Consider the following 21,634-nt stretch of genomic DNA (forward strand, 5'->3'; position numbering starts at 1 on the left):
GGCCGCCGGCATCCACTCGTCGTTCCGCTCAGCCGACGATGCTCTCGTGCCCGCTCGAGGGCGCCGGGTCGGGCAGCCGCCGCATGCGCAGTGCGTTGAGCGCGCCGGCTGCAGCGGCCAGAATCGGCACGAACAGTGCGATCTGCAGTGCGATCGGACCGGCCTCGCTGTTGATGCGGACAATCTCCGCCGAGGTCTCGGGGGGCTCATCGGCGAGCAGCTCTTCGAGCCCGGTGTTCGACATGAGCTCGGCGTCGTCCTCGAGCACGGTGGCGACCTGTGTCTTCTCGTCGGCGCTGAGGACGGTGCTCTGGTCGGCGAGCGCGGTGAAGCTGCTCGCGAGCGCGGCGAGCAGGATCGCGCCCGCGAACGCGAGCCCGAACGACAGGCCGAACGAACCTGCCGCCGAGTTGACGCCCGCAGCCTCGCTCACCCGCTCCTCCGCGATGGGCGACAGCGTGTAGTTGTTCAGCTGCGACACGAGCATGCCGAGCCCGCAGCCCACGATGACGAGGGGCACCGCGAGGTACCAGCCGCTCGTCGCGATCGGGACGAGCGGAACCAGCACGACCAGGCCGATCACGGCGAGCAGGAATCCGAACAGGATGATCGTCGCGGGACGCCGCTTGACGCCCCGGCCGGCCAGGATCGCGATCACGAACATGCTGAGCGACAGCGGGGCGATCGACAGGCCGGCGAGGAACGCGTCGTACTCCAGCACCATCTGCAGGTACAGCGGCAGCACGATCATCGTGCCGCCGAGAGTGATCTGCTGCAGCAGCTGACCGGTCGCGCCCGTGCGGAACGCCTTCGAGGAGAAGAGCGCGGGATCCAGCAGCGTGGCCCGGCCGGCGCGCTTGCGGCGCACGAGCCAGAACCCCAGGCCGAGGAGGGCGAGCACGCCCAGCGCGATCGTCGCGCCCACGTAGCCGGCGCCCTCCTGCCACAGCAGGATGCCGAGGACGATGCCGCCCATGCCGACGACCGACAGCACCGAGCCCACGATGTCGACCGAGCGGTCGCCGGTGAACGGCACATCCTTCACCAGGCGCACGCCGATCAGCACGACGAGGATCGTGAGGGCTTCGAGGGCGAACCCGACACGCCACGACAGGAACGTCGTGATGGCGCCGCCCAGGAGCGGCCCGACAGCGGCGGCGATCGCCGCCGCCGCACCCACCATCGCATACACGCGCGTGCGGTGCGCGCCCTCGAAGTTGCCGTGGATGAGCGATTGCATCGACGGCAGCAGGAGGGATGCCCCGAGCCCGCCGATGAGGGCCCAGAAGATGATGACGGCGGTCAGGCTCGACGCGAACGTCATCGCGATCGCCCCGATCATGTAGCCGACGAGGCCGAGCACGTACGCGCGCCGGCGTCCGATCAGGTCGCCCGTCTTGCCGCCGATGAGGATGAAGGCGGCCGACACCAGCGCCTCGAGCGCGATCGCTCCCTGCACGCCGCTGGCGGTGGCATCCAGGTCCCGCACCACGGCCGAGATCGAGACGTTCATGAGCGACGTGTCGACGACCAGCACGAACATCGCCATCGCCATGAGGATCGCCACGCGCGCGTTGAACCGGCCTGCGTCTTGCCCGCTGCTCATGTCGGAAGCGAACCACGCCGCGGCTCCGCGGGAATCACCCCCGCCGGGTGACGGTCCCCGGTACAGACTGGCGCCATGACCCGGATCGCCTCCGACGGGGCCGCCTCCGGCTCGCCCGTGCAGACCCGCCGCGCCGAGCGCGAGGCCGTCTACGCGTCTCTGGCCGCGCAAGTGGTGGGCGCCGTGTACGGGTTCGTCGTGGCACAGATCTCGGGGGCGCTGTCGTTCGTCGGCGATGACCCGTTCGCGGTCTGGGCGGCGGCGGGGGCGGCAGTGGTCGCGGCGATCGCCGCGACCGCCGGCTACTGGCGCTCGCGCGCGCAGCCCGAGCAGCAGTGGCGCCGGCAGCTCGCACCGTGGCTGTTCACCGTGAACACGATCTCGGTCGTGGTCGTGCATGTCGCACTGGCGTATCTGGCGACCTACGCGCTGTACCGGCTGCTGGCGCTCGGCTTCATCGGCCTGCCGATCGTGACGTTCTGGGCGGTCGTGCTGATGGCGGTGACGCTGGGACTGTCGACGTACCTCGTGTATCTGTCGTCGTCGAGCATCACGACGCAGCGGCTGTCGACGCTGCTCATGGCGTTCATCTCCATCGGCACGCTCACGGCCACGATCACGACGCCCGACCCGCAGTGGTGGCAGGTGCACTTCAGCCAGCTCGGGACGTTCGACGACCTGTCGAGCTGGATATTCAACGGCACCCTCGTCGCGGGCGGCCTGCTCGTCACGACGTTCGCGGTGCACATCTCACGCGATCTGTCGGCGCTCGCCGCGACCGGGACGCTCGAGCACCGGGGCGTGGCCCGCTTCGTCAGCACGGCGTTCGTCATCATGGGCGTCATGCTCGCGTTCGTCGGCATCGTCCCCGTCGACGTCAACCTGCTCGTGCACAACCTGTCGGCCTCCGGCATGGCGATCGCGTATCTGGTGCTGCTCATCGCCGGGTACCGGATCCTGCGAGGGATGCCGCGCGCCTACTTCGTCGCCGCGTCGGCGTTCCTGGCGGCCACGGTGGTGTCGGTCGTGCTGTTCTCGGTCGGCTACTTCTCGCTCACGGCGTTCGAGATCATCGTCTTCGCCCTGATCTTCGGATGGATCGCCGTGTTCATCCGGTTCCTCGGAGTCGCGGGGCGAGAGGATGCCGGGGACGAGGGAGACACACGATGACCGACGCTGGGGCACCTTCGCCCGGTGCACCCGATGCGCCGGATGCGGTGCCGCCCACCGCCGGACCGCCCGCCCGGGCACCGCGCGCCGGAGGGCGCCGCCGCGGGCCGCTCAACGTGCAGGCGCTCTTCCAGCGGCCGCTCGTGTCGGGGTTCCTCGCGACCGTCGGGGTGCTGGGTGCGCTGCTGCTGGGCACGGCGCTGACGTCGATCGGCACGATCCTGCTCTACATCGTGCTGGCGATGTTCCTCGCACTGGGTCTCGACCCGATCGTGCGGATGCTGGAGCGCAAGAGGATCAAGCGGCCGATGGCGATCCTCATCGTGTTCGGCTGCTTCGCGGTGCTGTTCGTGCTGTTCCTCGTGTTCGTGCTACCGCCGCTGCTCGCGCAGATCGGCCAGTTCATCAAGACCATCCCCGAGGCGCTCGACAAGGTCGATCAGACACCGTGGTTCGCGGGCCTTCCTCCCGACATGCAGGCAGCCATCGTGGGCGTGGTGGAGGGGCTCGCCGACTGGATCGCGAGCCCCTCGACCCACGCCGCGATCGGCGTCGGGATCGTGGCCGCCGGCGTCGGATTCGTCGCGGCGATCTCGGCGAGCTTCATCGTGGTCGCCCTCACGCTCTACTTCCTGGCGTCGCTCGACGCGATCAAGCGCGCGTTCTACCAGCTCGCCCCCGCGCACAGCCGGCCGAAGCTGGAGGAGCTCACCGAGCGCATCACGGCATCCGTGGGCAGCGCGCTGCTCGGCTCGGTGACGCTGTCCGCGCTGAACGCGGGAGCGGTGTTCGTGCTGCACCTGGTGATCGGCCTGCCGTTCGCGGCCCTCATGGCCGTCATCGCGTTCGTCATCACGCTGATCCCGCTGTTCGGCTCGGTCATCTTCCTTGTGCTGGGAACGGGCGTGGCCCTCTTCTCCAGCCCGACGCAGGCGCTCATCTTCGCGATCGCGTACCTCGTCTACATCCAGATCGAGTCGTACGTGCTCAGCCCGCGCATCATGAACCGTGCCGTGTCGATCCCGGCCGCGCTCGTGCTCATCGCCGCGATGGTCGGCGGCGCCCTGGGCGGCGTCATCGGGGTGCTCGTCGCGTTGCCGGTGACGGCATCCATTCTTCTCATCATCCGCGAGATCGTGGTGCCCCGGCAGGACCTCAAGATCACCCCCGAGGGGTGAAGACCTCCTCGGTAGCGTCGGACGCATGACCACCGTCGACGGAGGATCCACTGAAACGCCCTGGTTCACGCAGGACTCCGCCGCTGTGGTGGCTGCCGTCGCGACCGACCGGGATGCGGGGCTGACCAGCGCCGAGGCGCAGCGTCGGCTCGCCGAGCACGGGCCCAATGCCATCGCCGCCGAGCCCGCGCCCTCGGTGTGGCAGGTGTCGCTGCGCCAGCTCGCCGACCCGATGAACGTCATGCTGGTCGCGGTCGCGGTCATCTCGCTGTTCATCAACCAGGTGAGCGTCGGCATCCTCGTCGGCGCCCTCGTGATCCTCAACGTGTTCCTCGGCACGCGACAGGAGCTCAAGGCGAAGGCCTCGGTCGACGCGCTCGCGAAGATGCAGATCCCCAAGGCGAAGGTGATCCGCGACGGCGCGCTGCTGCAGGTCGACGCGACATCGCTCGTGCCGGGCGACGTCATCACGCTCGAGGCCGGCGACATCGTGCCCGCCGACGCCCGGATCCTCCGCTCGGCGACGCTCGAGACGCAGGAGGCCGCGCTGACCGGCGAGAGCGCGCCCATCGCGAAGGACCCCGCTGTCATCGCCGACCCCGAGACCACCCTCGGCGACCGCGCCAACATGGTGTTCCAGAACACGCAGGTGACACGCGGAACAGCGTCGGCCGTCGTCGTGGCGACCGGCATGGGAACCCAGATGGGGCAGATCGCCTCGATGCTGTCGGCGGTCAAGCCGTCGAAGTCGCCCCTCCAGCGCGAGCTCGACGCGCTGACGGGCGTGCTGGGCTGGATCGCGTGGGGCGCGGTGGCGATCATCATCGTGACCGGACTCCTGCGCGGGCAGGAGGTCGCCTCGGTCATCCTCCTCGGCATCTCGATGGCGATCTCGGCCATCCCGACCGGCATGCCCTCGTTCGTGCAGGCGATGCTGTCGTACGGCTCGCGGCAGCTGGCCGAGCACAAGGCGGTCGTCAAGAACCTCACCGATGTCGAGACGCTGGGCGCCACGAGCGCGATCAACTCCGACAAGACCGGCACGCTCACGATGAACGAGATGACGGTGGAGTCGCTGTACTACGCCGGCGAGTGGTTCACCGTCAGCGGCACCGGCTACGAGAAGACGGGCGACATCCGCCACGCCGCGGGGCTCCCGGTGCCCGACTTCACCCAGCTGGCACTGGCCCTCACGCTGTGCAGCGACGCGACCGTCTCGGACGACGGCGACGTGATCGGCGACCCGACCGAGGCGGCCCTGGTCGTGCTGGCGGCGAAGATGGGGGCGGATGCCGCACTCACGCGCGTCCAGTACCCCCGAGCCGCGGAGGTTCCGTTCGACTCCGCGTACAAGTTCATGGCGACCTTCCACGAGCGCAGCGGCGCCGGGGGAGGAACTGAGCTCGTCGAGCTCGTCAAGGGCGGGCCCGACGTCGTGCTCGAGCGGTGCTCCTCGGTGCTCACGCCCGACGGGAGCGCGCCGATCGAGGAGCGGCGCCAGGCGATCCTCGACGCCAACCGCGAGCTGTCGGAGCGCGGCCTGCGGGTGCTGGCCTTCGCCGTCCGCCGTTTCGCCCCGGGCACGCCGACGCCTGCGGATCCGATGGCCGAGGTGAAGGACCTCAGCCTCGCGGGCCTCGTCGGCATCATCGACCCGCTGCGGCCGTCGTCGAAGGAGGCCGTGCGGATCGCCCGTGAGGCGGGCATCGAGGTCCGCATGATCACGGGCGACCACGCCATCACCGCCGCGGCGATCGGTGCGCAGCTCGGACTCGGCGACGGGGCCGCCAGCGGCGCCGAGATCCAGGCGATGTCGGACGAGGAGCTCAAGGCCAAGCTCCCGCACCTGCACGTCTTCGGCCGCGTCACCCCCGAAGACAAGCTGCGTCTTGCGCGTCTCATGCAGGAGGACGGCGCCGTCGTCGCGATGACGGGCGACGCCGTCAACGACGCCGCCGCGCTCAAGCAGGCCGACATCGGCGTCGCGATGGGCTCGGGCAGCGACGTGACCAAGCAGGCCGGCAAGATGATCCTCGTCGACGACAACTTCGGCACGCTCGTGACGGCCGTGCGGCTGGGGCGTGCGATCTACGACAAGATCGTCAGCTACGTCCGGTTCCAGATGTCGCAGCTGTTCTCGCTCGTGCTGCTGTTCCTCGTCGCGAGCCTCTTCGACATCAACGACGGCGTGCCGCTGACGCCGATCATGGTGCTGTTCCTCAACTTCTTCATCGCCATCTTCCCCGTCATCGTGATCCTGCTCGATCCGGCGCCCGACGGCATCATGCAGCAGCCGCCGCGCGACCCGAAGAAGACGATCGCGAACCGGGGAGCCGTCACGCTGTGGTTCCTCTACGGCGGACTCATCTTCGTCACGACGCTCGTCCCGCTGCTGATCTACCCCGACCAGCTCAGCTCGACGGAGCCGAATGCTCCCGTGACGATGGCCTTCGTCGTCGCCGCGCTGGGGTCGATCTTCGGCGGACTGGTGATGCGTCGGGATCCGGAGTCCGGCCTCGCACCGCCGATCCTCACGGCGGTGAAATGGCTGTCGATCCCGCTGGCGCTGACGGTCGCCGCCGTCGAGATCGGCTTCCTGCAGCGACTCGTCGGCACGACATCGCTGAGCGGTACGGAGTGGCTGATCTGCCTCGGTCTGTCGCTGCTGGTTCCGCTGTTCATCGAGCTCGAGAAGCTCTGGCGGCGCTCACGGCGCACGACGCGCGTGTGAATCCTCGGTGAGGCTCTTCCGCCGCTCCTGCCGCGGCCAATAGGGTCCGAAGCGAGGGGGCTTCGGGTGCTCCCTCGCTGACGAACGAAGGAGAGTGCCAGGTGCCTCGGGATTTTCAGGGGAAGATCGAACTCGACGTCCGCGACTCGGTGGCTGACTGGGATGCGTTCCTCCCGTCCAAGCCGCCGAAGGACGCGCCGAATGTGCTGGTCGTCCTCTACGACGACACCGGCATGGCCGCGTGGTCGCCATACGGGGGCCGGATCAACATGCCGACGATGGACCGCCTCGCGAAGGACGGCCTGACCTACACGCAGTGGCACACCACAGCGCTGTGCTCGCCGACGCGCTCGACGTTCCTCACCGGCCGCAATCACCACCTCAACGGGTTCGCGACGATCTCGGAGTCCTCGACCGGCTTCCCCGGCTACAACTCGCACATCCCGCCGTCCAACGCGACCATGGCCAACGTGCTGCGTGACGCGGGCTGGTCGACGTTCTGGGTCGGCAAGAACCACAACGTGCCGATCGACGAATGGACCGCGGGGGCGAGCAAGAAGAACTGGCCGCTCGCGCAGGGCTATGACCGCTTCTACGGCTTCATCGGCGGAGAGACCAACAACTGGTACCCGTCGCTGGCCGAGGACAACCACTACATCGACCAGCCGTACCTGCCCGAGGAGGGCTACCACCTCTCGAAGGACCTCGCCGATCAGGCCCTCAAGATGATCCGCGACGTCAAGCAGACCGAGCCCGACAAGCCGTGGTACCTGTGGTTCTGCCCGGGAGCCAACCACGCGCCGCATCATGCCCCGCAGGAGTACATCGACAAGTACAAGGGCAAGTTCGACGACGGCTACGAGGCCTACCGTGAGTGGGTGCTCGAGCGCATGAAGGAGAAGGGGATCGTCCCGCAGGACACCGACCTCACGCCCCTGAACCCCATGCCCGAGGGCACGTTCACGCAGTCCGACGAGGTGCTGCCGTGGGACTCGCTGCGCGATGAGGAGAAGGCGATGTTCTCGCGCATGGCCGAGGTGTACGCCGGCTTCTCGGAGTACACCGACGCGCAGGTCGGGCGCATCATCGACTACCTGGAGGAGTCGGGTCAGCTCGACAACACCCTGGTCATCTACTGCGCCGACAACGGCGCGTCGGGCGAGGGCAGCCCCTACGGCTCGGTCAACGAGGGCAAGGTCTTCGGCGGCTACCCCGACGACGAGCAGCAGAACCTGTCGATGGTCGACAAGCTCGGGTCGCCTGACACGTACAACCACTACCCGACGGGGTGGGCGGCCGCGTTCTCGACGCCGTACAAGATGTTCAAGCGCTACACCTACCAGGGCGGCGTCGCCGACCCGCTGGTGATCCACTGGCCGGCCGGCTTCTCGGCCAAGGGCGAGATCCGCCACCAGTACCACCACTCGGTCGACATCGTTCCGACGATCCTCGAAGCGTGCGGCGTCGAATTCCCCGACACGTACCTCGGCGTCCCGCAGACGCCGCTGTCAGGTGTCTCGATGGTCCCGTCGTTCACGCAGGCGCCCGACGGGCCGACCAACAAGAAGACGCAGTACTACGAGATGTTCGGCCAGCGCGGCATCTGGCACGAGGGCTGGAAGGCCGTCACCGTGCACGGTCCGGTCAGCGGCAAGGGGGACTTCCCGGGCGACGAGTGGGAGCTGTACCACACCGACGTCGACCGGGCCGAGGCTCACAACCTCGCCGCCGAGCACCCCGACAAGCTCGAGGAGCTCAAGGCGCTGTGGCTCGAAGAGGCCAAGGCCAATCTCGTGCTCCCGCTGAACGACCTGCAGGTGCTGGGCAACCCGAAGGACTTCGAGACCTTCATCAAGATGGAGTTCCACCAGCCGGCGCCGCCGTCGGGCCAGTTCGTCTACTACCCGGGCACCAGCGAGGTGCCCGAGCGGTCCGCGGCGAACGTGCACGGCGGCTCGTACAAGATCGCGGCCGAGGTGGAGTTCACCCCCGAGACCGAAGGGGTGATCTTCGCGCACGGCTCACGGTTCGGCGGGCATGCGCTGGTCGTGAAGGACGGCCAGGTGCACTACGTGTACAACTTCCTCGGCATCCCGCCCGAGGATCGCGTGTCGGCTCCCATCCCGACGTCGGGGAAGCACATCATCGGCGTGGAGTTCACCAAGGAGGGCACCGGCGACTACCGCGAGCCGAAGGGTCCGGTGAAGCTCTACATCGACGACCAGCAGGTCGGCGAGAAGCAGATCCGCACCGTGCTCGGACACTTCTCGCTCTGCGGCGAGGGCTTGACGATCGGACGCGACAGCGCCGACCCGGTGTCGTCCCTGTACGGCTACGGGTTCGACTTCACCGGCGGCACGATCGCGAAGGTCGTCTTCGACATCGCCGACGACACCTACGTCGATCTCGAGGCGCACCTCGCGGCCGCGTACGCGCGCGACTGACGACGGACGGGAGAGGGATGCCGGCGGCCGCGGCCGCCGGCATCCCTTCGCTTTTCTGACGGGTGTTCAGGCCGAGGCGGCGGCCAGGCCGCCGTCGACGGTCGTGTGCACGCGCCCGGCCCGCTCCAGCCCTTCGAACCACGGGATCTTGCGGGCTACGGCTGCGGCCTTCTCGGGGAGGCGGGCCAGATGCAGCACGATGCCGAGCTGCGTCAGCTCGCGGTCGAGGTCCTCGAGCGCGTCGAGGATCGTGACGGTGACGATGTCGAGCCGCTCGACGTCGAGCACGAGTGCGTCGACGGGCGGAGCCTGGCTCGTCGCAAGGGCGATGATCGCCCGCGCGTTCTCTGCGGCGTTGGCCGTGTACAGACCGCGCCCGAGGTGCACGGCGAGCGCGTCACCCACGCGGCCCGTCACGTCGAGCTTGGGGATGTTCACCTCACGCAGGACGAGGATGAGCGTCATGACGACGCCGACGGCGACGGCGGGCAGCAGGCCCGCCGAGAGACCGATCAGCGCGACGACGAGCGCGATCCAGAAGTCGATCCGGCTGATGCGCGCCCAGCGCACGAGCTCGGGGATGTTGATGAGTCCGATGACGGCGACGAACACCATGGCGGCGAGCGTCGCCTGGGGCAGCAGGCTCAGCAAGGGACCGAGGAAGAGTGCGACCAGGATGGCGAGCACCACGGTGACGATCGTCGACAGCTGCGTCTTCGCCCCGGCGTTCTGGTTGACCGCGCTCTGCGAGAAGCCGCCCGCCGCCGGCATGGTCGTGAAGAACGAGCCGACGACGTTGGCGGCGCCGGTCGCGAAGAGCTCCTGGTTGCTGTCGACCTGCGGCTCGGTCACCTTGCGGATGCCGCGGGCGACGGCCGCGGACTCCAGGAACGCCATGACGGCGATCGCGAGCGCGCCGGGCACCAGCTCGGGCAGGTGCGCGAGATCGGGAAGCGACGGGAGCGGGAAGCCCGACGGTACCGGGTCGATGAGCGCCACCCCGGCGGCGGTCATCCCGGTGAACGCGCTCAGCAGGATCCCGCCGACGACCACGATGAGCGTCCCCGGGACCTTCGGCGCGAAGCGCTTGAGCAGCACGAGCACGAGGATCGACCCGGCCGACAGCGCCACCGTCGGCCAGTTGACGCTGTCGAATGCCTTGCCGACCGCCACGAGCGAGCTGATGAAGCCCTCGCCCGACACGTCGCCGGTCTCGCCGAGCAGCTTCGGCAGCTGGCCGACTGCGACCGTCGCGCCGACGCCGATCTTGAGGCCGAGCACGGTGGCGCCGCTGATGTTCTCGACGAGCGAGCCGAGCCTCAGCACCCAGGCGAGCAGCAGGATCGCGCCGACCATCAGCGTCAGGAGCACGAGCGACCCGAGTGCCGCGTCGGGGTCGTCGGCGCCCGTGGCGACCCCCGCCGAGACGAGCGTCGTCGCGGTGAGCGTCGCGATCGTGGACGTGGTCGACACGCTCATGGCCCGGCTGCCTCCGAGCAGCGCGTACACGAGCATCGGCAGGATGCAGGTGTACAGGCCGACCTGCACCGGCAGGTTCGCGATCGTCGCGTAGGCCATCGCCTGAGGCACCACGACCGCGCCCGCCGACAGGCCGCCGACGATGTCGGGCATGAGCCACTCGCGGCGGTAGCCGGCGAAGGTGGGCAGCAGCCACGGGGGTCGTCGGGACGCGGTGGCGGTGGAGGTCACAGTCGCGAATGTACCGGGATCGTGCCCTCATACGGCACACTGCTCACGTGGACTCCGGTTTCTTCGCCAACCTCGGCTGGACGATCGGCGCGCTCGTCGTGCTGGCCGTCAACATCACCGCCCTCATCGTCATCCCGAAGGGCCGCAAGCCCACCGCGGCGATGTCGTGGCTGCTGCTCATCTTCCTGCTGCCGGTCGTCGGCATCGTGCTGTTCCTCCTCATCGGCAACGTCAGGCTGCCGAAGAAGCGCCGCGCCGAGCAGGCCCGCATCGACGGGATCATCCGAGACCGGGTGGCCGCTGTCGCGGACGAGAAGGCCGATCCGTCGTCGTGGCCGGTCTGGTTCACGCGCGTCACCGAGCAGAACGAGAAGCTCACGAGCCTTCCGCCGGTCGGCGGGAACCGGGCCGACCTGATCGGCGACTACGAGGCATCCATCACCGCCATGGCGGCAGAGATCGACACCGCCCAGAAGTACGTCCACGTCGAGTTCTTCATCGTCTCGTGGGACAAGACGACCGAAGTCTTCTTCACCGCGATGGAGAACGCGGTCAAGCGCGGCGTCACCGTGCGCCTGCTCGCTGACCACGTCGCCTCGCGCAAGGCCGTCGACCAGAAGAAGACGTTCGCAGAGCTCGACCGCATCGGCGTCATCTGGTCGTGGATGCTGCCGGTGCAGCCGTTCCAGGGCAAGTACCAGCGGCCCGACCTGCGCAACCACCGCAAGATCGTCGTCGTCGACGGGCGCACCGCGTTCGTCGGCTCGCAGAACCTCATCGACCGCAGCTACAACACGCCGAAGAACCTCAAGCGCGGCCTCAAGTGGCAGGAGCTCGTGGCGCGGGTCGAGGGCCCCGCCGTCGCCGAGATCGACACCGTCTTCCTGTCTGACTGGCTCGTCGAGACCGGCGTCATGCTCGACGACGAGCAGGTGCCGGCTGCGCAGCTCGCGCCGGCCGGAGACCTCGTCTGCCAGCTCGTGCCGAGCGGCCCGGCCTACGAGACCGAGAACAACCTGCGCCTGTTCCTGTCGCTCATCCACGGCGCGACCGAGCGCGTGATCCTCACGAGCCCGTACTTCGTGCCGGACGAGGCCATGGTCTACGCGATCACCACGGCGTGCCAGCGGGGACTCGAGGTGCAGCTGTTCGTGTCCGAGATCGGCGACCAGGGCATGGTCTACCACGCGCAGCGCTCGTACTACGACGCGCTGCTGGAGGCCGGCGTGCGCATCTTCCTGTACCCGGCGCCGTTCATCCTGCACTCCAAGCACTTCTCCATCGACGACGACATCGCCGTCATCGGGTCGAGCAACATGGACATCCGCTCGTTCAGCCTCAACATGGAGATCTCGATGCTCGTCCGCGGGGAGTCCTTCGTCGCCCAGATGCGCGAGGTCGAGCAGGCCTACCGCGACGCCGGCCGCGAGCTCACCCTCGACGAGTGGCGCCGCGAGCCCGCGAAGGCCACGTTCCTCGACGGCGTCGCCCGCCTCACCTCCGCGCTGAACTGACCCGCCGGCTGCAACCGAACGGCCGGTGACGGGATCGGGAACGCTCGTCGCGTCGCGAACATCGCTGATTTCGCGTGATGCCCTGCGCGACCCGTTGGGAGTAGTCTCGCGGCAAGAACGGCGTGTCGCGCTGTTCTCTTCGTTGCAGTGACGGGCTGTGGAGTCCGTCCGACAGATTGGCGTACCGCTTATGGGTTTCTGGGACCTTCTCGCCTGGATCTTCTGGATCTTCGTCTTCGTCGCCTACCTGATGGTGATCTTCTCGATCATCGGCGACCTGTTCCGCGACGACAAGCTGAACGGGTGGTGGAAGGCCGTGTGGATCCTCTTCCTGATCTTCGTGCCGTTCCTCACCGCGCTCGTGTACCTGATCGCACGCGGCAAGGGCATGCAGGAACGCTCGATCGCGCAGGCGCAGGCGCTGCAGGCCGCGCAGCAGGACTACATCCGCCAGACGGCGGGAACCGCGACCAGCCCGGCCGACGAGGTCGCCAAGGCCAAGGCCCTGCTCGACGCAGGCACGATCACGCAGGCCGAGTTCGACTCACTGAAGGCGAAGGCGCTCTCGGCCTGAGAGCCCTGATCGGAACGGAGAAGACATGACTGACTTCGACTACGGACCCATCGAGTTCTACGCGATCGGGTTCGAAGGCGACCGCCCGGGCCCGGCTGTGCTGCAGGCCATCGACGACCTCGTCGCCGCGGGCACCGTGAACGTCCTTGACCTCGTGTTCGTGCGGCGTTCGCCCGAGGGCGAGCTGGAGATCCTGGAGCTGTCGGACACCCTCGAGAGCGATGTTCCGACTCTCGACCTCGAGGGTCTCGCCGGCGAGGAGGACATCCTCGCTCTCGCCGACGGCCTCGAGCCCGGCACATCGGCGGCGATCCTCGTGATCGAGCTGCTCTGGGCGAAGGCGTTCGCATCCCGGCTGTACGAGGCCGGCGGCGCCGTCATCGCCCGCGAAGGCGTGCCGGCGCCCATCGTCAACGCGTTCCTCGCTGAGAACGCCGACTGAAGGAGGAAGACATGCCACTCGGAAGATTCGGCCGTCCCGGCCTGATCGGCATGGCCGCTCGCACCGCCGTCGTGGCGGGGACGGCGACGGCCGTCTCGGGCGCGGTCGCCGGTCACCAGCAGCGGAAGGCGTACGAACGGCAGGAGGAGCAGGCCTACGAGGCTCAGCAGCAGCAGGCCGCCATGGATGCCGCTGCGGCGCAGGCCGTCCAGAACGCCCAGTACGCCGCGCCCGCGCCCGCGCCCGCTGCGGCGGCGTCGGCCGGCGGCGGAGACGACCTCATGGCGAAGCTCACGCAGCTGGCCCAGCTGCACGCGCAGGGGATCCTCTCTGACGACGAGTTCGCCGCCGCGAAGGCCAAGCTGCTCGCTTGACCTCTCCGTCCATGCCGTTCACGAAGGCCGCACCCTCGGGTGCGGCCTTCGTCGCGGGGACGCATCCGAATGGCTCCGGGGCGGCGGGCGCATCTTGCGCCATGATGTGCGCATGACCACGCCCTCGAACGTGCTGCGGAACCTCATCCCGCCGACGCAGCGGCAGACCGCCGCGGAGGTGACCGAGGCACTCGACCTCGGCTCCGGCGACCGGGCCGGAAAGCGCAGCGGGTTCCTCATCATGCTGGTGCTGTCGGCCATCGTTGCGATCGCCGGCGTCCTCACCGACTCGACCGCGACCGTCATCGGCGCGATGATCATCGCTCCGCTTGGAACGCCCATCCTCGGTATTGCCCTCGGCATCGTCAGGGGGCACCTGAGCCTCGTGGTGCGGTCGATCCTGTGGGTGCTGACCGGTCTCGGCCTGGTGATCCTCCTGGGCCTCGCCTTCTCGGTGTTCGTGGCGACCCCCGAGAGCCTCGAGACCAACTCGCAGGTGCTCGGGAGGACGTCGCCGAGCTTCATGGATCTCGTCGCAGCGCTCGCCACGGGCTTCGCCGGCGGATTCGCCATGTGCCGCCGGGATCTCAGCGCGGTGCTTCCGGGCGTCGCGATCGCGATCTCGCTCGTGCCTCCACTCGGCGTGGTCGGCGTGTGCGCCGGTCAGGGGCTCTGGATGGACGCCCTGGGCGCCCTGTGGCTGTTCCTGTCGAACGTCTTCGCGCTCGTCATCGCCGGGAGCATCGTCTTCACGCTGGCGGGGTACGCGCGCGACCCGGGATCGTCCAAGGTCGCCAACCGCCGCCGGGCGTACGTCATCGTGGCGGTGCTCACGGTGATCGTCGCCATCCCGCTCGCGTTCAACTCGGTCGTCTCCGTCGCCCTCGCCCGATGGGGCGTGGGGATCCAGCAGGCCGTGACCGAGTGGGTGTCGGACGACGACCGCGCCATCGTGTCGGGCGTCACATGGTCGGGGGCGACCGCAACGGTCGCCGTCAGCACCAGCGACGGGACCACGCCGCCGGTCGACGAATTGCGGGAATCCCTTGCGAGCGTGATCCCGTCGTTCGTCGGTGTCGTCGTGGATGCCGAGCAGGGCGTCGAGATCACCGTGCAGTGACCGCACCGCGACCGGCAGCGGTCACCGCTGATCGCTCGGCGACGAGGGGCCCGGCGGGGCGGTGCCGGTCTGTCCGCCTGCCCCTCCCGCGCCGTCGCCGGGAAGGCGCGACGACAGCTCGTCGATGCGCGCCATGAGCTCGCGCACCTGGGCGCGGGTGGCGGGCTCCTCGGCGTCGTTGTTGCGGGTCCCTCGCTCGACGACCCACGACGCGAGCGTCGCCGTGATGACACCGGCCAGTGCCACCCCGCCGAGCATGAGCCCGACGCCGATGACGCGCCCGGCCACCGTCACCGGCGTGTAGTCCCCGAACCCCGTCGTGGTGACGGTCACGCACGACCACCACAGGGCGATCCCGAACGTCGTGATGTCGGCGTCGGGCGCGTGGCGCTCGGCCTCCAGCACGGCGAGCGAGGCGACGAACACGAGCAGCACCGACGCCCCCGCCCCGTACACGATGATCTGCGTGCGCAGCAGCGCCCCGCGCGTCGGCTTCATGCCGGGCAGCTTCGTGAGCACCCTCAACAGCCGCACCAGGCGCAGCACCGGGATGAGCGCGAAGACCAGCGCGAGCAGGTGCGTGCGGAACCAGATCCACCGCTGCTTCGCCAGGAGCAGCCGCACCAGGTAGTCGCCGATGAACATCGCCCACGTGATCAGGATGATGAGGTCGGCGGCCACGCGCTGCGGCCCCTGCAGATCGGCGATGACGCGCCACGAGAAGGCGACGAGGTACGCGAAGCCCGCGATCATCAGCGGCACCTCGGTGCGCCGATGCCACGTCTGCTCGTCCATGCTCAGGCCTCGCGCGCGTCCTGCTCGAGTGCCGCCGCGTTGCGGATGAACAGCACGATCCACGAGAAGATCAGGATGCCGGCGACCAGCTCCACGGCCGTCAGGGTGTAGTACCCGACGGCGAAGAAGATGCCGAGCACCACCGTGACCGCCAGGAACACCCAGCCGACCGCGAAGAAGGCGCGCGGCATCCCGGGAATCCAGCGCGGCAGCATGATCACCAGTGCCGCGTACGCGACCACCATGCCGGTCGCCACGGTGTTGTGGACCAGGAAGAAGTCGTCGACGTGGAAGATGCCGACGCAGGCGAGGAACACGCCGACGACGACGAGGAGGGTGCGCACCCACCGCATGCCGCGCTCGTCCGCCGTGGGGACGCCGCGCGTCGCGTAGCGCGCGAGCGTCGTCACCAGCACGCCGGCCACGATGATGGTGATGTTGAACGCCCACGACGACGCGTTCGACGACATGCCGAGGGCGCTGAGGTTGTCCTTCCACCAGTCGGCGTCGCTCGCCGTCATCATGCTGGCGACGACGCCGAGCACGAGGAAGACGGCCAGGACGACGGCCAGCAGCTGCAGGTCCATGTGCGTGGCCGAATAGAACGCGATGTACGCGCTCAGGGCGGCGGCGGCGCCGGCGAGCACCAGGACGGGGAGGGCGAACACCTCGGCCCCCAGGAACGACTGCTCGAGGATCACGGCGAGCAGCGTCCAGCCCAGCACGGCGATCACGGCGTGCGCGAAGGCGAGCGCGGCGATGTCGACGTAGTCGAGGAAGCGCAGCGGTGCGCTGCGGCGGCCGCCCTGCCGCAGCACGAACCGCCCGGCGACGACCGCGAGCAGCGCGGCGACGCCGGAGGCGATGGCCGCGTACTGCCCGATCGAGCCCGGGCCGGCGATCGGCGCCGACTGCAGCCGGAAGACGATGAGCGCCACCAGCGCCGCGACGACGAACGCGATCGCGCCGACGCCGAGCGCCAGGGACTCCAGGCCGCGTTCGGTGGACGAGTCGAGCAGGCGCGTTGCCGCAGCCGCCCGCCGGGTCTCGCCGGGGGTCCGCGGCTGCGCGGCGGTCTGCGCCGAGGCCGCCGGGCCGCCGGCATCCACCTTCTCGATCGGGGTCTGCGTCATGGCCGCCTCCCTGCGCTCTGCGCGACGGACCGCGCGGCCGCCTGCGGGGTCGCGCCGCGGTCGCCCGAGAGCCACCGCAGCCACGTGGATCCGGGATCGCCCTCGAGCACGAGGGCGCGGACGAACAGCGTCAGCGGGATCGACAGGATGGCGCCGAGCGGACCGATGACGAAGGTCCAGAAGATCACCGAGAAGAAGCTCAGCGTGAGGCTGAGGTCGACGGCGTCGCTGACGAACTTCGGCTGCACGAGAACCTGCAGCACGACGTTGACGACGCAGTAGATCGCGATGACGGCGAGGAGCATCGGCCAGCCGCCGACGACGAAGGCGAGCACGGCGGGCGGGATCAGGCCGATCACGAAGCCGATGTTGGGGATGAAGTTGGTGACGAACGCGAGGATCGCCCACGTGACCGGCGCCGGCACGCCCAGCGCCCACAGGGCGAGGCCGTCGATGATCGCGACGATGGCGCCGAAGCTGGCGTTGACGACGTAGTAGCGGCGGACGCCGGTGTTGAAGCTGCGGGCTCGACGGATGACGGGCCGGCGTTCGGCGCCGAACACGCGCTCGGCCTCGCCGTAGCGCGCGGCGTCCGCGGCCATGAAGATGACGTACGCGAACACGAAGAACAGCGCGGTGGCGATGCTGACGACCGTGCCGCCGAGGCTCGACACCAGTTCGAGGATCGCCTTCGGGTCCAGAGCCGAGGCCGTGGCATCCGCTGCCTGCTGGTCGAGCCCGACGGACTGCAGCCACGCGATCACGTCGTCCGCGCTGCCGCGCAGCTTGTCGGCGTAGTCGGCCACGAGCCCGGCGAACTGGGTGCCCGCGACCCACAGCAGCGCCGCCATGCCCAGCAGCACCAGGTACGCGACGACGATGACCGCCGTGGTGCCGGCCCAGCGCGGCCAGCCGAGCCGCTGCAGCGGGCGGCGGGCCGGTTCGCAGATGATCACGAGCACGATCGCGAGCGCGAGGGGGCCGAACACGCCGCGGGCGACGTACACCCCGGCCAGCACCACCGCGGCTGCGGCGAGCGTCAGCAGCACGCGCAGGCTCGGCGACAGCACGGGCGCAGCAGGCGCGGCGGGCGGTGTCTCACGCTTCACGTGCCCAGGCTAGCGGCGCCGGGCGCGCGCGGCCGGTTGCGCCGTGTCAGTTCTTGGGGTCGATGCGCAGCACGCCCGGGGCCTCGCCGATCGCGACGTCGTCGACCACGCGCAGCGTGCGGGCCACGTCGTCGATGCTGCCGATCACCGTGCCGAAGCGCTCGCGGTCGGAGGACACCGCGGTGACCGTGACGAAATGCGATCCGGTGTCCCACGTGTAGGTGGCGAACGGGGGCGTGCGCGGGTCGGTCGGCAGCGCCATCTCGAGCTTCTCTCCGACGCCCAGGTACGGATTGCGGAACGACTCGGTGTCGTCGTACTCCATGGGCATCATGGCCCGGGCGGCCCGCAGGTCGTTGGTCGCCTGCTGGATCTGGGCCATCACCACCACGAGCTCGGGATCCGACTTCCAGACCCACACGAGCACGCGGCCCGCCGCCTTGCGCATGAGGAACGGCGCGGCCTGGCTCATCGCCCACGCGGCCACACCGCTGCCCGGGCGCGGGCCGCCGGTCGCGGAGCCCGTCGAGGCGCCGAGGGCGCCGTTCGCCTGGGTCAGCAGCATCCGGATCGCCGCCTTGCGGTGCCGGCGGCCGCGCAGGCCGAAGGACTCGGTCACGGGGACCCACAGGTTCGGGTCGGCGTCGGCCTGCAGTCGGGACATGTCCCCAGCGTACGGGCGGACTCTGGCGCGTTCCTGAGGGTCGCCGGGACCGTGTCGAGTAAGGTGGATGCCGCGCATCGACCATCCCCCCGATGCACGTCCGCCGCACAGAAGGCCCCCTGATCCGTGACCGATCCTGCGACGCCCGACGATGACCACGCCGCTGACGCGCGCCCGCTGACGATCCTGATCGGCGCCGACACGTTCCTGCCGCACGTCAACGGCGCCGCACGGTTCGCCGAGCGCCTCGCGGCGGGTCTCGTCGCGCGCGGACACGACGTCCACGTGCTGGCGCCCAGCAAGACGCACCGCCAGCACGGCACGTTCACCGAAGAGATCGAGGGCGAGCCGATGACGATGCATCGGCTCCCCGCCTGGCGCTTCCTGCCGCACGACTGGCTGACGTTCGTGCTGCCGTGGATGTCGAAGCACTACGCGCGCCGCGCGCTCGACGAGGTGCGTCCGGACGTCGTGCACATCCAGTCGCACATCGTGATCGGGCGCGGCCTGTCGCGAGAGGCGCACAAGCGCGGCATCCCGGTCATCGCGACCAATCACGTGATGGCCGAGAACATCCTCGACTTCACGACCCTGCCCGACTGGCTCGACCGCATCTTCGTCAAGCTCGCGTGGGCGGACGCCAAGCGCACCTTCGACCTCACCCGCGCCGTCACGACGCCGACGCGCAGGGCCGCGGACTTCTTGGAGTCGACGATCGACATCGAGGGCGTCATCCCGATCAGCTGCGGCATCGATGCGCGCAACTACACGCCCGACCTGCAGCCGCGCGACGGCAACCGTCTGGTGTTCGTGGGCCGCCTCACCACCGAGAAGCAGATCGACGTCGTGCTGCGCGCGATCGCGCTGCTCGACCCCGCGCTCGACGTGCGCTTCGACATCGTCGGCAGCGGCGACCAGCGCCGCAACCTCGAGAACCTCACCGCCGAGCTCGGCCTGTCGGAGCGCGTGCACTTCCACGGTCACACCAGCGACGAAGAGATCCGCTCGCTGCTGACGAACGCGAGCGCGTTCGTGATCGCCTCGATCGCCGAGCTGCAGTCGATCGCCACGATGGAGGCCATGGCGTCGGGGCTGCCGGTCGTCGCGGCCGACGCGGTCGCCCTGCCGCACCTCGTGCACGACGGCGAGAACGGGTACCTGTTCCGCCCGGGCGACGTGGACGACCTCGCCGCCAAGCTCACCACGGTGCTCACGCTGCCGCAGGACGAGCGTGTGCGCATGCAGCAGGCCTCGCTGGACGGCGTCAAGGTGCACGACATCCAGCGCACGCTCGACACCTTCGAGGCCCTGTACCGCGACGAGCCGCTGCCAGAGTAGGCATCGTGCACGTCGTGATGTTCGGCGACCAGCATGCCGAGACGCTGGGCGGGGCCCAGGTCTCGATGCGCCTGCAGCGCCGCTTCCTCGAGAAGGCGGGGCACACCGTGACGATCGTCGCGCCGGCGATGCACCGCCGCTCCCGGTCGTCCGCCACGGCCTCCGATCCCTCCTACCTCGACCTGCCGTCGGTCCCCATCACGTTCGACCGCGAGTACTCCCTGACGTGGCCGGGTGCGCGCACGGATCGACGAGTGGATGCCGCCCTCCGGCGCCTGCTCGACGACACCGGTCGCCCGCCCGTCGATGTGGTGCACGTGCAGGCGGACTTCTGGGGCGCGTTCATCGGCCACCGGTTCGCGAAGCGGCACGGCCTGCCCGTCGTCCACACGATGCACAACCGCGTGGACGTCGGCATCGAGGCGACGGCGCCGTTCCCGAAGCTCGTGCTGCGCGTGCTCAACGCGTGGCAGCGGCGAGCGCTGGGGGTGCGGCCGATCGGGTGGGACGGCTGGGCGTACCTCCGCGGCCTCGCGACCGGCGCCTCGGCCGTGACCGCGCCATCGTCGCACTTCGCCCGCCGCCTCGAGGCGCACGGCGCGACGGCGGGGGTGGTCCCGCGGACGGGCCGAGTGCGACCCGAGGTCGACGTGATCTGGAACGGCATCGACGACGACCTGCTCGCGGCCGCGCTCGCCGCCGCTCCGGCGGAGCGCGCACCCGGTCGGCCGCGCTTCGTGTGGCTCGGGCGCATGAGTCCCGAGAAGCGGCTGCTGCCGTTCCTGGAGGCCGTCGCGCTGTCGGGCGTCGAGGCCGAGGTCGAGGTCATCGGCGGCGGTGGCCAGCTCCGCGCGGCGCGGCGTCTGGTCGACAGACTCGCACCGCGGGCGACCGTGACGTTCGCGGGGCGCCTGTCCTATGCCGAGACGCTCCGCCGCATCGCCGCCGCCGACGCGGTCGTCCAGACGTCGATCGGCTTCGAGACGCAGGGCATGACGATCTTCGAGGCGGCCTCGCTCGGCACCCCCGCGATCGTGAGCGACCCCGATCTCGCGCAGGAGCTCGGCGGCGGCTTCTGGCCGGTCGGCGACGGCAGGCACCCCGATCCGTCGATCGCCGCGCTCGCCGAGGCGCTGCGGGCGGCGGCATCCGATATCTCCGCCGGAACGCCCCGCACGCCCGACCCGACGGTGCGGGAGCGGTTCCGGCAGTCGTCGCGGACCGCGGCGATGGTGGAGGTCTACGAGCGCGTGTCGCGCTGAGGCGCCGGGGTCAGTACACGAGGCTCACGAGCGCGCTGAAGATCAGGTTGCCGAGGATCGCCCACACGGTGGCGATGCCGATGCCCAGCCCGACGCCGGCCGCGCCCTTCGGCGCCCCGCGCTTGGCGAGCCCGATCGCGCCGAGCACGACCGCGGCCAGCGAGAGCAGACCGCCGAGGCTCGTGAACACCGTCGTCACCAGGTTGATGAGCGCGTAGTCGTAGTCCGGCTGCATCATCATGACGGCCTGAGTGATGAGGGTCACCGTCGACAGCACGAGTGTCGCGACCGCGACGATGAGGGCGACGAGGCCGATCGTGTTCTTGGGGCGGTCGGGAGCGGGGAGGAGCGCACCGGGGTACGCCGGCGTGCCGGGGTCCACGGGCGCGCCCGCCGCGGCGGGGTCGGCGGTGAACGCCTGGCCCTGCGGCGGAAGCGCCGAGGGGTCGGGGAGGGGAGGCGTGTTCGGG

At 69.7% G+C, this 21,634-nt stretch carries 18 protein-coding genes; 11 read left to right on the top strand and 7 right to left on the bottom strand.

Annotated elements, in window-relative coordinates; all coding sequences use genetic code 11:
- Window positions 1-28: 28 nt before the first annotated feature.
- Complete coding sequence (locus tag JNB62_RS14340) at window positions 29-1,606, bottom strand: MFS transporter (RefSeq protein WP_220301570.1); 1,578 nt, start codon at window positions 1,604-1,606, stop codon at window positions 29-31.
- 75 nt (window positions 1,607-1,681) lie between these two features.
- Between JNB62_RS14340 and JNB62_RS14345 the strand changes: the two genes are divergently transcribed.
- From JNB62_RS14345 to JNB62_RS14360, 4 genes are all read left to right on the top strand, one after another.
- Entirely contained in the window at window positions 1,682-2,776 is a 1,095-nt protein-coding gene (locus JNB62_RS14345; RefSeq protein ID WP_220301571.1) for a DUF998 domain-containing protein, read from the top strand.
- Window positions 2,773-3,954 (top strand): AI-2E family transporter, encoded by a 1,182-nt coding sequence (locus JNB62_RS14350; protein WP_223231160.1) that lies wholly within the window; start codon window positions 2,773-2,775, stop codon window positions 3,952-3,954. The genes JNB62_RS14345 and JNB62_RS14350 overlap by 4 nt, the downstream gene beginning before the upstream one ends.
- A 25-nt stretch (window positions 3,955-3,979) precedes the next feature.
- Window positions 3,980-6,685 (top strand): cation-translocating P-type ATPase, encoded by a 2,706-nt coding sequence (locus JNB62_RS14355; RefSeq protein ID WP_220301572.1) that lies wholly within the window; start codon window positions 3,980-3,982, stop codon window positions 6,683-6,685.
- Between the two features lie 101 nt (window positions 6,686-6,786).
- Window positions 6,787-9,129 carry an arylsulfatase gene (locus JNB62_RS14360; RefSeq protein WP_220301573.1) on the top strand — a complete coding sequence of 781 codons (2,343 nt, stop codon included), beginning with the start codon at window positions 6,787-6,789 and terminating at the stop codon, window positions 9,127-9,129.
- A gap of 66 nt (window positions 9,130-9,195) precedes the next feature.
- Here JNB62_RS14360 and JNB62_RS14365 read toward each other — a convergent pair whose 3' ends face one another.
- The gene (locus JNB62_RS14365) at window positions 9,196-10,839 is read right to left on the bottom strand and encodes a SulP family inorganic anion transporter (protein ID WP_220301574.1); all 1,644 of its coding nucleotides are present in this window, start codon (window positions 10,837-10,839) and stop codon (window positions 9,196-9,198) included.
- Between the two features lie 47 nt (window positions 10,840-10,886).
- On the opposite strand from JNB62_RS14365, the gene cls reads away from it, so the two are divergent.
- The 5 genes from cls (at window position 10,887) to JNB62_RS14390 (ending at window position 14,863) form a co-directional block, all read left to right on the top strand.
- Window positions 10,887-12,353: a cardiolipin synthase gene (gene cls / locus JNB62_RS14370; RefSeq protein WP_220301575.1), complete on the top strand. Its 1,467-nt coding sequence runs from the start codon at window positions 10,887-10,889 to the stop codon at window positions 12,351-12,353.
- A 190-nt stretch (window positions 12,354-12,543) separates the two neighbouring features.
- A complete protein-coding gene (locus JNB62_RS14375; protein WP_220301576.1) occupies window positions 12,544-12,927 on the top strand; it encodes an SHOCT domain-containing protein in 384 nt (127 codons plus the stop codon).
- A 25-nt stretch (window positions 12,928-12,952) separates the two neighbouring features.
- Complete coding sequence (locus JNB62_RS14380) at window positions 12,953-13,369, top strand: DUF6325 family protein (protein WP_220301577.1); 417 nt, start codon at window positions 12,953-12,955, stop codon at window positions 13,367-13,369.
- Between the two features lie 11 nt (window positions 13,370-13,380).
- Window positions 13,381-13,743, top strand: a complete 363-nt coding sequence (locus JNB62_RS14385; RefSeq protein ID WP_220301578.1) for an SHOCT domain-containing protein — start codon at window positions 13,381-13,383, stop codon at window positions 13,741-13,743.
- A 112-nt stretch (window positions 13,744-13,855) separates the two neighbouring features.
- Window positions 13,856-14,863 carry a TIGR00341 family protein gene (locus tag JNB62_RS14390; protein WP_220301579.1) on the top strand — a complete coding sequence of 336 codons (1,008 nt, stop codon included), beginning with the start codon at window positions 13,856-13,858 and terminating at the stop codon, window positions 14,861-14,863.
- Window positions 14,864-14,884: 21 nt separating this feature from the next.
- Here JNB62_RS14390 and JNB62_RS14395 read toward each other — a convergent pair whose 3' ends face one another.
- The 4 genes from JNB62_RS14395 to JNB62_RS14410 are packed head-to-tail and all read right to left on the bottom strand — an operon-like array spanning window position 14,885 to window position 18,564.
- A complete protein-coding gene (locus JNB62_RS14395) occupies window positions 14,885-15,658 on the bottom strand; it encodes a potassium channel family protein (protein ID WP_220301580.1) in 774 nt (257 codons plus the stop codon).
- Between the two features lie 2 nt (window positions 15,659-15,660).
- The gene (locus JNB62_RS14400) at window positions 15,661-16,791 is read right to left on the bottom strand and encodes a DUF998 domain-containing protein (protein WP_220301581.1); all 1,131 of its coding nucleotides are present in this window, start codon (window positions 16,789-16,791) and stop codon (window positions 15,661-15,663) included.
- Window positions 16,788-17,900, bottom strand: coding sequence for an AI-2E family transporter (locus JNB62_RS14405; RefSeq protein ID WP_308291816.1), 1,113 nt, complete (start codon window positions 17,898-17,900; stop codon window positions 16,788-16,790). Before JNB62_RS14405 ends, JNB62_RS14400 begins: the two co-directional genes overlap by 4 nt.
- A gap of 46 nt (window positions 17,901-17,946) precedes the next feature.
- A complete protein-coding gene (locus JNB62_RS14410; protein WP_220301582.1) occupies window positions 17,947-18,564 on the bottom strand; it encodes a hypothetical protein in 618 nt (205 codons plus the stop codon).
- A 126-nt stretch (window positions 18,565-18,690) separates the two neighbouring features.
- Here JNB62_RS14410 and JNB62_RS14415 point away from each other — a divergent pair, with 126 nt between their 5' ends.
- Both JNB62_RS14415 and JNB62_RS14420 read left to right on the top strand, forming a co-directional pair.
- The gene (locus JNB62_RS14415) at window positions 18,691-19,902 is read left to right on the top strand and encodes a glycosyltransferase (RefSeq protein ID WP_220301583.1); all 1,212 of its coding nucleotides are present in this window, start codon (window positions 18,691-18,693) and stop codon (window positions 19,900-19,902) included.
- Between the two features lie 5 nt (window positions 19,903-19,907).
- On the top strand, window positions 19,908-21,164 hold the full coding sequence (locus tag JNB62_RS14420) for a glycosyltransferase family 4 protein (RefSeq protein WP_220301584.1): 1,257 nt from the start codon (window positions 19,908-19,910) through the stop codon (window positions 21,162-21,164).
- A gap of 10 nt (window positions 21,165-21,174) precedes the next feature.
- Here the strand turns inward: JNB62_RS14420 and JNB62_RS14425 are convergent.
- Window positions 21,175-21,634 (bottom strand): hypothetical protein (locus JNB62_RS14425; protein ID WP_374451006.1); only part of this gene is annotated, 460 nt, incomplete at its 5' end.

Source organism: Microbacterium jejuense, from assembly GCF_019511665.1.
Classification (GTDB): Bacteria; Actinomycetota; Actinomycetes; order Actinomycetales; family Microbacteriaceae; genus Microbacterium; species Microbacterium jejuense_A.